Origin of the sequence: Bradyrhizobium mercantei, assembly GCF_001982635.1 — a bacterium.
GTDB classification, from domain to species: domain Bacteria; phylum Pseudomonadota; class Alphaproteobacteria; order Rhizobiales; family Xanthobacteraceae; genus Bradyrhizobium; species Bradyrhizobium mercantei.
In genome coordinates, this window is the sequence record NZ_MKFI01000018.1 from 1 (window position 1) to 12,637 (window position 12,637).

Below are 12,637 nucleotides of genomic sequence, written 5' to 3' on the forward strand. Positions count from 1 at the left end.
CTTCCTGCTTCAGCACGTACGGGTACTGTGCTGAAATTCGGACCACCGCTAACTTGATATCGGGGCGATGCGCAATGTCCGCGACGCTTCTCAAATGCTTCGGATTTCCGGGGAGAACATATAGTCCGATCTGGGCTGCGTAAGTGGGCGTCGAAAACACCACTGCTTTGCAGGCGGCTTCAGTAATACTGAGGCCAGCCCCAACGTAGTCGAATTGACGGCTCTGCAATCCAGGGATCATGGCGGTCCATTCCGTGAGCGCCGGCGTAAGCGAAGGCAGGCCCATGGCGCTGAGCACCATGTTCTGCAGATCAACCGAAGCTCCTGTCGCCTTCCCGTCCGGAGATATGATCATGGAGGGGGGGAGCGACGCCAGCGCCACCTTCACTTGTCCGGCTTTGCGGATCGAAGCGAGAAGAGAATCGTTCCCTTGTGCAAACGTGGGAAATCCATAGACCAAAAGTGTGAGTAGGAAGACGGGCAACGAGAGCTTTGCTATCGCACGCAAGGCATCTCCTCCTTTCGTTCAATTCTGGATTACCAATCGGTTCGTGTGAGTAATCCACTCCAACGATTCGAAGAGCAACTCGCAGTAGATCTAACATTTTGGGACGCGGCCGAGCATACATGATTGCATTGAAACGCAAGACATATCTCGAAGCGAAATTCTTTTTGCCTCTGCTAAATCAGCTGATGCGATCAGGAAGGGCATCGGAGGAACTGCGATCTACCGACTGTTCACCGCTGGATTACTGCACGCGCGAGCCAGCGGCCCTTGGCGACAACAAATTGTGTTTGACGTTGCATGCCGAATCTCTGTGATGTTTGACCATGCGGCGCTTATCTAACGATAGCTGACATCTTCTGCTTGCTAGATCAAATACTAGGTTGGTAGTTGACCGGGACACAAGTTGCTGCACGTTGGGATGGCCGACTGGTGCCTCTGATCTTGGAAGCCGACAAGAGAGGAGCAACCTTCCACCGGAATGTTGGCAGGCACGCGCGATTCTTTCGTCAAGCAAGGGGCGCATCAGGCGCCGAGTGATACGCCGATTGCTGGGCAGGATATGAAAGAGGTCGTCCCTTGCATTGATCGGTCGGTGCAGAATTTGCTGCTTATGTTTGTTCGATTTAACCTAGGCTTCACCATAAGCGCGTGGGATAGGCTAGATCGCAACTCGAGCCTGTCGCCAGCAGGTCAATTCTTGGGCCAGACAGCCTCGCGAAGATCGATATCGCCCTAACGTTTTCGGGAGAATCCTGCACTACGGGATTGCACCCATGAGGCTCGCATTGCCTATCGTCTCGATGGTAAATCGCCTTAGGGACACATCACCCTCCAGCGCAATTCAGCGCCACACCGCAGGCGATCGGCGTCGTTTTGAGCGTCCATCTTTGCCGTTCATACATGTCTGGGTGGTGATGCCCATGTCGCGAACCCGACAAAGCTTCGCGGCCAAGCAGCGGGTATCCTGTCGCATAACGCGTGCTGAGCTGGCACTATGTCTTCCCGAGCGAGCATTGTATCTCACGAGTGGCACACCTATTGCACCGATGAGGAGCAAGGAGCCGCCGGGCCACACGATCGTAGCGGCTCCGCACCAGGAGTTCTCGAGACTTGCCAGAATTGATCCTGGTCAATGCTACGGTGACACCAAGCTACTCACTTTCGCGAGACAACTGACAGCACGGAGATAGGCCTATGAAACTCGCTTCCGGATACAAAGCCTTTTGGGCGGCCGCTCATAAGAATTACCCTGATCAAACAAAGTCGGGCGGGCTTCTTGATCAGGGTCGGTTTGAGGCGATGAACAGCGTCGTGAACGCTGATTATTCTGACCGGTTTGCAAAGCCATCGTCACGCGGATGGCGATCGTCTATTTACCCGTGGATCTTTCCTATCAATCGCTCCACAAAAGTTGGAGCATTGGCGCTGACGTATAAGGGGTTGATATGCATTAAGACCCCTTTTGACTTGGCTTTATACGCGCGACTCATTTGGGAACTTCAACCGAGAACCATTCTAGAACTGGGCTCATTTCAGGGTGGCAGCGGACTATGGTTTGCTGATCAGATGTCGGTGCTTTGTGACCAGCCCGGCGAAGTTCACTCGTTTGATGTGCACACCAAATGTATCCATGAGAATGCTAAGCATCCATTTCTTACCTTTCATCAGGTTGACCTTACGGACGTTAGCACTTTCGATAAGAACCTGCTGACGAGGTTGCCTCATCCTTGGCTTGTGATCGATGACGCGCATGTGCAAATATTTTCCATATTTTCCTACCTGAGCGGTCTGCTAGTGTCAGGCGATTATTATGTGATTGAAGATGAGCCTATAAGAGCAGATAAAGAGATTATCGATGGCTTGCAGCTGGTCCAGCAACTAGGATTTATGGTCGATACTTATTACACCGACGCATTCGGGAATAACGTTACTTGTGCTCCCAATGCTTGGCTTAGAAAGTTGTAAGCCTCGGCAACGATCTTGGTCCTTCGGCCAAATTCAGGTTGAATTTTGTTCCGACCCAGACAGGGACCAGAACATGACACGTAGATTTTCCGACGAGCTATCACCCGGATTCTCAAGGGCACGAGGTCGGCGTTGCGGTCGCCGAGCCGACCTCGCTCGCCTCGTCCGTAGCGCAATAGCTGATGGACGTCTCGTTAACGACCAAGAGTTCTGTTCTAAGCCGACGCGGGCGGGAAACGCGGGTGATGACTTGCACCTTCGAAAAGATCTCGGACATAGGCGCGCCCATCGGTTAGACCTCTCCGGCGAAACCTGCGCCAAACCCGGCAAATCCACCCGAAATGCCTGGGTCCGTGACGCTGCGTATATGCCGCTGATCGTGGGCACGGCGTCGCCAGGCCGCGGTTGACCGTACCGAGCATGGGGTGAAGACCACACAGGTTCGACGACGCCTACATCGCAGTCCTCGTCAGCTCGAAGGAAAGTGGCAAGCTGGGGCCGTCAGAAGGCGCGGTTCCATGGCATAAGCGCGTCGATTTCGCTGTTTCGCCAGCGGCTGGCGATACGCTGAAGCATCAGGGTGAGTCAGGCGAACCGATCGACGTGTTCATCTTCGTTGTCGGCAGCAGTGTTGCGATTGTAGCCCAGGTTCGTCCGCCGCCGTCGCTCATCTCGACCGCCAGCTCTGCCATCCGCTTGACCGTCGCCCTTGCCACTGCTCCCTGCAACATGCAGCTCGTAGAACTTGCGTCTCCTGTGTGATCCGCAGCTAATGTGATGCCATCATTGCCGCTATCAAGTCGCGCCAACATGTTGTTATAGGCGGCGTGGCCATCCACCTGCAGGATAACGCGATAGCCACTGAGTTGCCCGACCGCAAATTCGCCGAGGCGGCTGTCTTCGAAGCAATAAGCCACCATCGGGGGACCACCGCGGCCAAAGGTTCGGTCGTCCCGGGCATAGGCAAATCAGTAGGCCATCTTCGTCGATCCGGATCCGGGAGCGAGCGTCGACAAGGCGGTTTCGTCGGCAAGAACCCGTTCAGCCTTCTTGATCTCGCTGAAGATGTAGTCGGCCACGAGTTCGAAGCCGAGCCTGCCCATCCATTGAGCCATTAACTCGCGGTCGAGTTCGACCTTGTCGCGAGCGTAGATGGCCTCCTGGGGCGATCAGGGCTAGAAGCGCTTCGGTTGGAATGCCTCCTTCAATGATATGGGTGGGGTCGGCGCCTGGATGCGCCGTCAGCGTTCTTGTAGGTATACTTGGTGCGGCGCGTGATATCGCACGGAACTTCGCCAGCACCACATCCAGGCGCTCCGACACGTCCTCGCCGATCAGCACCTTCCGCTTGCCGACATGCTTCGCGAGCCCTTCCGGCTCAATGATAGTTTCGATCCGTTCCAGACGGGGCGCAAAGCCCTGGTGCACGCTTGCCATCCGCTTGCTCGTGGCCCTTGCTGACCTGGGCCTTGATCGCAGCGATGCCGGTCTCGATTTCGTCGAAGACGAAGGCCTGCTATTCATCGTCGCAACGTCATCCGGAATCGCCTCGCGGGCGGCATCTCGGAAAAGCTCGGCTCGGCGAACGTCATCCGGCCCGCGCCAATCGCCTGCCGGCTCCTCGATGATAGGCAACATGCGTGGCAAGGGGGCATCGGTGCGCGTTGCAAGGATGGTGGGTACTTCCGTGCGTAGGAAGCCGATATCCGGCACGGCGATCCCTCGTTACAGAATAAAGGCACGAATCTGGTGATGGTGCCGGTGCGTTGCGACACCAGCCGCTCGCGCACCACCTCTGCAGATCCAGCTGCTCCACGGTCTTGGTCGCCACGAAGTTCATCGTCGGGCGCTGCACGACTGCGGCAATCGCTTCGGCTTCATTGAATTCGTTCTTCTGTCGCTTGCTATAGAAGCAGAGTATCCCTCCGCTGAGGGCCGCCTTGTTTGACGGATGCGAGCGCTGCAGGTCCTAGGGGTAATCCTAGGAGAAGCGCTATGACGATTTCGCGGGCAGAGGTGATCACATCGGTCGAGCGGCGGCGTCGGTGGTCACAGGATGAGAAGGAACGGCTAGTTGCAGCATCGCTCGAGCCCGGAGCCACTGTTTCCGAGGTGGCTCGCATGGCCGGGCTTCATGTGAGCCAGCTGTTCAGGTGGCGCAAAGAGCTTTGCAAGCACGGTGAGACGAGTGTAGCGCCGTTGGTGCCGGTCGAGATTGGGCCGTCTGTGCCGCCGCGGGATGTGGCCGAAGCGCCATTGACGACGGCGCCGCCGCATCGACGGAGGAGCCAGGGCATCATCGAGATCGATCTCGGTAGCGGACACCGCATCCGGGTCGATGGTGACGTTGATGGAGACGCGCTGCGGCGAGTTCTCGATGCCCTGGTGCGCCGATGATCCCGGTTCCGACCGGCGCGCGAGTGTGGCTCGCGACAGGCTACACGGATATGCGCAGAGGCTTTCCGTCGTTGGCACTTCAAGTGCAGGAAGTGCTGCGCAAAGACCCGCTCAGCGGTCATCTGTTCGTCTTCCGCGGTCGCCGCGGCGATCTTGTGAAGATGATCTGGCACGATGGCCAGGGAGCATGCCTGTTTACCAAAAGACTCGAGAAAGGAAGGTTCATCTGGCCATCGGTTGCCGGTGAATCGGTAACGATCTCTCCGGCGCAATTGAGCTATCTGTTGGCCGGGATCGATTGGCGCAACCCTCAAGAAACCCGGCGTCCGACGCGGGTCGGATAGCTGCTTTTACGGTTTGAATCTGCTGCTTGATCTGATTCAATGGCTTCATGACATCGAAGCCGGACGATCTTCCATCGGACCTTGTCAGTGCCCTGGCGGCGCTGCAGGCCGAGCGTGAGGCGCGGCTGCGAGCTGAGGCGATGGCTGCCAGCGCGCAGGCGGAGCTGTCGGACAACGAGGCGCTGATCGCGCATCTCGAGCTGCGGATCGAGAAGCTCAAACGCGAACTGTACGGGCAGCGCTCCGAGCGCACGGCGCGGCTGCTCGAGCAGTTGGAACTGGAGCTCGAAGACCTCGTCACCACGGCGAGCGAGGATGAGCTTGCCGCGCAGGCCGCAGCGGCGAAGACGCAGAACGTCCGCCCCTTCGCGCGCAAGCGGCCGGTGCGCAAGCCATGGCCGGACGACATCGAACGCGAGCGCGCCGTCATTGAGGCTCCAACGACCTGCGCCTGCTGCGGCGGATCGCGGCTGGCGAAGATCGGTGAGGATGTGACCAAGACGCTGGAGGAGATCCCGCGTCGCTTCAAGGTCATCGAGGCAGTGCGCGAGAAGTTCACCTGCCGCGATTGCGAGAAGATCAGCCAGCCGCCTGCACCGTTCCATGCCACGCCGCGCGGCTTCATCGGCCCACAATTGCTGGCGACGATCCTGTTCGACAAGTTCGGCATGCATATCCCGCTCAACCGCCAGAGTGCGCGCTTTAAGGCCGAGAGGATCGATTTGCCGCTGTCGACGCTGGCCGACCAGGTCGGCCACGGGACCTTTGCCGTTATGCCGCTCTTCCACTTGATCGAACGCCATGTGCTCGCGGCCGAGCGCCTGCATGGCGATGACACCACCATCCGTATCCTGGCGAAGGGCAAGTGCACGACCGGGCGGATCTGGACGTACGTGCGGGATGACCGGCCCTTCGCCGGGCCCGCGCCGCCGGCGGCGGTCTACTACGCCTCGAGCGATCGACGAGGCGAGCATCCCCAGAAGCATCTGGCCGCCTTCGCCGGTATCCTGCAAGCCGATTGCTACAACGGCTTCGAGCCGCTGTTCGACCCGCAGAAGAAGGCGCTGCCGATCACGCCAGCGTTTTGCTTCGCCCATGCGCGGCGGGGCTTCTTCGAGCTGGCTGACATCGAGAAGAATGCTCGGGAAGGCAAGAGAGGCAAACCGGTCTCTCCGATCGCGCTGGAGGCGGTCGGACGCCTCGATGCGTTGTTCGAGATCGAGCGCGCCATCAACGGCCGCGGCGCCGACGAGCGGCGCGCCGTGCGCCAGGAAAAGAGCAAGCCGCTTCTCGAGGACATGCACGCCTGGTTGCTGCGTGAGCGCGAAACCCTCTCGCGCTCCTCCGAGGTCCTGAAGCCGATCAACTACATGCTCAGGCGCTGGGACGACTTCGCCCGCTTCCTCGACGATGGCAGGATCTGCTTGACCAACAATTGTGCCGAGCGCGCATTGAGAGGCATCGCTTTGGGAAGGCGCAACTGGACCTTCGCCGGCAGCCAGCGTGGCGCTGACCGGGCCGCCATCATGCTGACGATGATCACGACCTGTCGCCTCAACGAAATCGATCCCAAGGCCTGGCTCGCCGACATCCTCGCCCGTATCGCCGATCTTCCCACATCGCGTCTGCACGAACTGCTGCCCTGGGAATGGAAGCTCCTGCACCAAGCCGACAAGCCCGCCGATCAGCAGGTCGCCTGACCTTCACGCAACGCTATCATAGAGCTCGCCATACCCGCGCGCATGCGTCAATCACGCGGTGTTCGTCGTATACGTACGAAGCAGACGTATTTGGCCGACATCAATCTGCATCGTGACCAAGCCATGCGAGTTTGCGGCTCAAGTGATGGGCGCCGATGCAGGCTCCATGCCGATCAGGCAAGGCGGCATATTGGTGAGCCGCGTTTCACTTGACTACGCTTCTACCTTTACCGCAGCACGATAGCGGGGCGCGCATCGTGGCCTACGACGTGGAATGAGTTTCTTGCCGATATCTATGCCGATCACGTTGATCATGGTACTAAGTGTCCGAGACATGGTACGTTCGTTGTCTTGGGCGTCCCTTGCCAGCTTCGCTTGCTGGCTGGGCAGGAGCGCGGGCGGAGTCGTCCCACTAGTCTAGGCTTTAGGGTCACTTGACGAATGCAGTACTGGCCGCCGAGCATTGGCAGGTGATGGAGCTACGACGAGAAGGTTCGCCTTGTCGAAGACTCCTCGCAGGCTGGTGAGACGGTCTGCGGCGTGGTGCGGCGGCACGGGAGGTTCTTAGCCTGCTGTTCACCTGACATCTGATTGCGACATCAGCCCGGCGAAAAATATCAGAGCTACGAGGAGTGTCTAGCTTACGCGCGCGTTGCACCGGACGGGCAATATACGGCCTCGCAGGCACCTGCAAGATGGGCGACAAGCCAATGTGTGTCGTCGATTAGCGCCTTCGCTTACACGGCCTCGTCCGTTTGCATCTGGTTGATGGATCGGTTGTGTCGACCGGAAATATCGACGCCCGACGATCCTCGTGGCGAAAGGGTGCGGATATGATCAGGGAAGAGATCGGACGCTCGTGTTGTAAGGGCATTGGTGGCTCTTCCTTGAGATCATTCGCTTCTGGCGGCTCATGGGGAGGGGATTCCACGTCGAACGCTCCACCTTCACCGTTGAGGTGACTGAACGGTGCGGCTTCCTGTCAACTGCCAACGCTAATAATTGATCTAGAGATGAGAGCATGCGAGGTGACGACCAGCGCGTCGGTCGCCGGTCAAGGTTGCAAGAGGCTGGCGTGCCAAAAGAACCATGATCAGTCGTTGCCAACGGCATCAATTGATGACCTCCGACACTGCCGCAGGGCAATGCAAACCAGTAGTCAACTGTCTCAATCCGGCCAAGGAATCTCTCCATCGATCGAGCTCATTGAACGACACCTTAACCCGTTCTTTGGGCCACGAAACGACAAGGTTCAGGCGCGGTGCGCGGCTGACGATAGAGGGAAAGGAGGTGCAGTATGCGCCGTCGCGACGAAATGACGCTAGGACTAATGATTTTGGGGGGATCTCACGACACTGCCTGGCGCGATCCGAATGTGCCAGCGGATGGTGGGCTCGATATCGACCATTTTGCTTACCTTGCGACACTGGCTGAAGGTGCGGCGTTTCACTTTATATTCTGCCCCGATAGCCCAAGCGTAGTAGACCAAAATCCCGCAATCATAGCTCGGGTAGGGCGCGATGGATTCGAGCCAATTACACTGTTATCCGCGCTTTCATCGAGAACACAACAGATCGGTCTTGTTGGGACAGCGACGACGACGTACCACCAACCTTATCATCTTGCACGCATGCTCGCCTCACTTGATTACCTATCGCGGGGACGTGCGGCCTGGAACATAGTCACCTCGGGATACAAGTCCGAAGCCGCAAATTTCGGACAGATTGAACTCCCAGATCATGATGCACGCTATGCTCGAGCGAGAGAATTTGTGAAAGTTATCAAGGGGCTTTGGGATACGTGGGAAGACGACGCGTTCGTTCGTGACAAAAAAAGTGGCATCTTCGCCGATACCACGAAAATGCACCTGCTTAACCACCGCGGGGATTACTTTTCGATCAAGGGCCCACTGAACATTGCAAGACCGCTACAAGGTTATCCCGTGCTGGTTCAAGCTGGCGCATCCGATGCTGGAATTTCGTTTGCTGCGGAGTTCAGCGAGGTCGTCTTCACGGCGGAACCTTCTTTAGAGGACGGCATACACTACTATAGAACGCTCAAAGAGGGAGCGCGCGCTCTCGGACGGAAGGATGATCAGGTGCTAATCATGCCAGGCATCGTTCCGATCGTTGGGAAGACCAAGGAAGATGCGTCTGAGAAGCTTGAAAGATTACACTCGTACACGCATAGGGACGTTCTAACAGGAGTGGCAGATCGTTGGCTGGGGCTCGTCACCAATCTGCGTTCAGTAGATCTCGACTCATCCGTACCTGAGACCCTGCCGCGGACGAATTTATTCCAGAGTCGCCAGAAACTGCTCCTCGACTTCGCCGCTCGCCACAAACTCACCTGGAGGCAACTGATCCAATATATAGCCGACAGCAAAGGCCATCTCATGGTCGTTGGAACACCGGATCAAATTGCGAACACTATGGTGGATAGATTTGAACAACATGCGGCTGACGGCTTTAACGTGTGTCCGGCGACCCTTCCCGGCGGACTTAGGGATTTTGTTGAGCTTGTCGTTCCCGAATTGCGCCGAAGAGGTAAGTTCAGATCTGGATACTCCGGGCGCACACTGAGAGAAAATCTCGGTCTTGAGCGGCCACCCAATCCCCTCAGACAGGCAGATGTAAGCAAGTGATCCCTCTAAGGGCCAAAGAGGTCAAGTGCGGAGCGGCCTTTGTTCCGAGACCGTCTATGGAGGTCGCGACCTTTGTTTGGGCCTTCGGGCCTCGACGGCTCGGCAGGTCAGACGTGCAGCGTAGCGAGTCGGCCGAAAGAGTTTATTCCAGCGATTTGATCCAAAGCAGGCCCGAACGATACTGTACGAAATACTTGTTGCAGCTGCTATGGGGCGCGTAAATGGACGGAAGAAGTCGCTGTTCAACCGGCGTCGCTATGAGCTGGTATGGGTGGGGGCGGCGGTCCAATGCAAATACGTGGGCTCCGTAAGTCTTGCTCCCTCGGTACCTAAGAGCGAGCTAAGGGTGTTTGAAGTGAGGCTACTTTTTGAAGAGAACCAATTCAGCGAGTAGCGAACAATACCAATCAGATCGGTGCGTTAGACCAAATACGGTGCGGTGCCTCGAATGAGAGAGAGCAGCGCGGTGCCAAAATTAGGAGCAAAAGCGATCGCCCGGTCGTCATCCTGAGTGCTCCGATTGCGTCCTCAAAAGTTCTTTCGGCTCAGTGTGGCCGACCGACGCATTGAGGGCATGGCACCGCCGCGGGGGGCGGACGGTGTCGTCATCCATATGGGCACCAGCGAGGCTGGCAAATTCTAGACTAAATGTTCGCGCAGGAGGACAGCATGTCTCCTTCCATGAGGGCACCTACCCAAATCGGCCAGCCGATCGCCCGCCGCGAGGATCGCCGGTTCCTTACAGGTCGCGGACGGTATGCCGACAACACGGCACCCAATGGCATGCTTTCAGCGTTGTTCGTGCGTTCTCCGCATGCGCATGCGCGTATCATCCGTATTGACAAGAAATTTGCACTGAGGGTACCGGGACTCGTCGCGATCTATACCGCCAAGGATACCGCAGCCGAAAAGCTCGGCCATCTTCCCGCCATCAGCGAGATTAGGGATGCCGAGGGCAAGCGCCATCGTGAGCCGTCGCATCCGCCGATGCCGCTAGGCAAGGTGCGACATGTAGGCGACATCGTCGCGATGATTATCGCTGAGACGCTTAATCAAGCACGCGACGCCGCTGAACTATTGGTCATTAAGTACGAAGAACTGTGCGCGGTCGTCACTGTGGCGCAGGCGCTCGCACCCGGCGCGCCGCTGCTTCACGACGAGGCGCCGGGCAATCGGATGTGCACCTGGAGCACGGGTGATGCTGCTGCAACCGAAGCAGCTTTTGGTAAGGCGGCCCATCTGTCGAAGCTCGCCATACGATCGCCGCGCCAAGTCGCCCACTATCTGGAACCGCGCTCGGCCTGGTCGGCGTACGACGTGCCTGACGACGTCGTCACCCTTACTCTCTCCTCGCAGGGCGTTCACATTCCCCACCAGGTCATGTGCGAGCGTGTGCTTCGCGTGCCGAAGGAAAAGCTCCGGCTGATCACCCAGGATGTGGGCGGCGGCTTCGGGCCGAAGTACCAAATCTATCCCGAAACAGCGTTGATGGCTTGGGCGACACGCAAGCTCGGCCGAGGTCTGCGCTGGACCTGCGAGCGTTCCGAGTTGGCAGTCGCCGATGTCCACTCACGCGATCTCGTGGCCTCGGCCGAACTCGCCCTCGATGCGGACGGTCGGTTCCTGGCCCTTCGCGTGAAGGCTGAAGCCAATGTTGGCGCTTATGTTTCGCTGTTCGCCCCTACCACCCCCACGACCGGGCTGGCCAAGGTGATCTCAGGGCTCTATCGCATCCCGGCGATTCACGTTGACTTCGAATGTGCCTTCACCAACACCGTTCCTGTCGACGCCATGCGGGGCGCCGGCAAACCGGAATCACTTTTCTTGCTGGAGCGGCTGGTCGATACGGCCGCTCACGAAACGGGCCGGTCGCCCATTGAATTGCGGCGCCTCAATTTGCTGAAGCCTGAGGATATGCCGTATGCGGCGGCGAACGGATATACCTATGACGCGGCCGATTGCCGGGGCCTCTTTGAAACGGCACTCGAGGCAGCCGACGAGCCAAGCTTTGCGATGCGCCGTGCCATCAGCGAAGCGCGCGGTCTGCGGCGCGGCCTCGGGCTCTCCTGTCATCTGCACGCCACGGGCGGAATTGCCGATGAGCATGCCGTCGTAGAGGTCGATGCTCACCGCGTGCTCGCCAAGGTCGGCACGCAAAGTCAGGGGCAGGGACACGAGACGGTTTACGCGCAAATCCTGTCGGCGGCGCTCGGCGTGCCGGTGGACACGATCGAGATACGCCAAGGCGACACGCACACCATCTCCCACGGCGGCGGCACCGGCGGTTCGTCCTCTGTGATTATCAGTGGCACTACGCTGAGGCGCGCGGCCGACGCCGTGATCCAGCGCGGGCTTGACCTCGCTGCCGAGCGGCTGGAGACTACATTGCAGGACATCGCTTTTTGCCAAGGCGCATTTGAGGTTGTTGGCACCGATCGTCGCATCAGCCTGCTTGAACTCGCGGGGTGGAAGCCGTTCGAGGGCCAGGCGGTTTTCGCCGACAAGATCGAATCCTACCCCACCGGCGTCATGCTCTGTGAAGTCGAGGTCGATCCCGAGACCGGCGTAACACGGATCGACCGCTTCACGGCAGTAGCCGATTGCGGGGTTGTCGTGAATCCGCGGTTGCTCACCGGGCAGATGCATGGCGGCACGGTTCAAGGGATTGGCTATGCTCTAATGGAGGGAGCCGTCTATGATCAGGTGACCGGCCAACTACTCAGTCGCACCTTGATGAACTATGCCCTGCCGCGTGCAGACGACGTCCCGAGCTTCCGGATCGAGACGATAAGCACGCCCTCGCCCAACAACCACATGGGATTCAAGGGCGTGGGTGAACTGCCGACCAACGGCGCGCCCGCCGCAGTCGCCAACGCAATCCTTGATGCCCTGCGCCCTCTCGGCGTACTTCATCTCGATATGCCGATCACCGCCTACCAGGTGTGGCGGGCTTTGAATCCGGGCAAATGAAGATCGCTCCGTGATGTTGACATTATCATCCCAGCACCGATTGCCCGTGGTGGGAAATATGTTCAATGAGCTGACTCTCAAGTATCCAGGCTACCACCGCCACTTTGCG

Annotated in this window: 7 protein-coding genes and 3 pseudogenes; 6 read left to right on the top strand and 4 right to left on the bottom strand. The window is 58.4% G+C overall.

Features of this window, described 5'->3' with window-relative positions:
• The coding region (locus BI327_RS40360) for a transporter substrate-binding domain-containing protein (protein ID WP_143271798.1) at nt 1-508 on the bottom strand (508 nt) is incomplete at its 3' end.
• A 1,194-nt stretch (nt 509-1,702) separates the two neighbouring features.
• Here BI327_RS40360 and BI327_RS40365 point away from each other — a divergent pair.
• Complete coding sequence (locus tag BI327_RS40365) at nt 1,703-2,473, top strand: CmcI family methyltransferase (protein WP_083742427.1); 771 nt, start codon at nt 1,703-1,705, stop codon at nt 2,471-2,473.
• A gap of 501 nt (nt 2,474-2,974) precedes the next feature.
• On the opposite strand, the pseudogene BI327_RS41250 reads toward BI327_RS40365, so the two are convergent.
• Nucleotides 2,975-3,989 (bottom strand): annotated as a pseudogene (locus BI327_RS41250) (IS66 family transposase); the annotation flags it as partial.
• 74 nt (nt 3,990-4,063) lie between these two features.
• Nucleotides 4,064-4,382: pseudogene (locus BI327_RS40375) on the bottom strand (IS110 family transposase); the annotation flags it as partial.
• A gap of 86 nt (nt 4,383-4,468) precedes the next feature.
• Between BI327_RS40375 and tnpA the strand changes: the two are divergent.
• Genes tnpA through tnpC form a run of 3 tightly spaced genes read left to right on the top strand, consistent with a single transcriptional unit; the run spans nt 4,469 to nt 6,914 of the window.
• On the top strand, nt 4,469-4,870 hold the full coding sequence (gene tnpA / locus BI327_RS40380; RefSeq protein WP_076867202.1) for an IS66-like element accessory protein TnpA: 402 nt from the start codon (nt 4,469-4,471) through the stop codon (nt 4,868-4,870).
• Nucleotides 4,867-5,214: an IS66 family insertion sequence element accessory protein TnpB gene (gene tnpB, locus BI327_RS40385; protein WP_076867203.1), complete on the top strand. Its 348-nt coding sequence runs from the start codon at nt 4,867-4,869 to the stop codon at nt 5,212-5,214. The genes tnpA and tnpB overlap by 4 nt, the downstream gene beginning before the upstream one ends.
• 47 nt (nt 5,215-5,261) lie before the next feature.
• A complete protein-coding gene (gene tnpC, locus BI327_RS40390) occupies nt 5,262-6,914 on the top strand; it encodes an IS66 family transposase (protein ID WP_076867204.1) in 1,653 nt (550 codons plus the stop codon).
• Between the two features lie 83 nt (nt 6,915-6,997).
• Here the strand turns inward: tnpC and BI327_RS42160 are convergent.
• Nucleotides 6,998-7,250 (bottom strand): annotated as a pseudogene (locus BI327_RS42160) (IS110 family transposase); the annotation flags it as partial.
• Nucleotides 7,251-8,211: 961 nt separating this feature from the next.
• Here BI327_RS42160 and BI327_RS40395 point away from each other — a divergent pair.
• Complete coding sequence (locus BI327_RS40395) at nt 8,212-9,558, top strand: LLM class flavin-dependent oxidoreductase (RefSeq protein ID WP_076867205.1); 1,347 nt, start codon at nt 8,212-8,214, stop codon at nt 9,556-9,558.
• Nucleotides 9,559-10,227: 669 nt separating this feature from the next.
• Nucleotides 10,228-12,528, top strand: coding sequence for a xanthine dehydrogenase family protein molybdopterin-binding subunit (locus BI327_RS40400; RefSeq protein WP_159450531.1), 2,301 nt, complete (start codon nt 10,228-10,230; stop codon nt 12,526-12,528).
• Nucleotides 12,529-12,637 lie beyond the last annotated feature (109 nt).

What these genes read in the sequence shown, in the direction of transcription:
- BI327_RS40365 (WP_083742427.1), top strand. Translation starts at nt 1,703, where the DNA reads ATGAAACTCGCTTCCGGATACAAAGCCTTTTGGGCGGCCGCTCATAAG.
- tnpA (WP_076867202.1), top strand. Translation starts at nt 4,469, where the DNA reads ATGACGATTTCGCGGGCAGAGGTGATCACATCGGTCGAGCGGCGGCGT.
- tnpB (WP_076867203.1), top strand. Translation starts at nt 4,867, where the DNA reads ATGATCCCGGTTCCGACCGGCGCGCGAGTGTGGCTCGCGACAGGCTAC.
- tnpC (WP_076867204.1), top strand. Translation starts at nt 5,262, where the DNA reads ATGACATCGAAGCCGGACGATCTTCCATCGGACCTTGTCAGTGCCCTG.
- BI327_RS40395 (WP_076867205.1), top strand. Translation starts at nt 8,212, where the DNA reads ATGCGCCGTCGCGACGAAATGACGCTAGGACTAATGATTTTGGGGGGA.
- BI327_RS40400 (WP_159450531.1), top strand. Translation starts at nt 10,228, where the DNA reads ATGTCTCCTTCCATGAGGGCACCTACCCAAATCGGCCAGCCGATCGCC.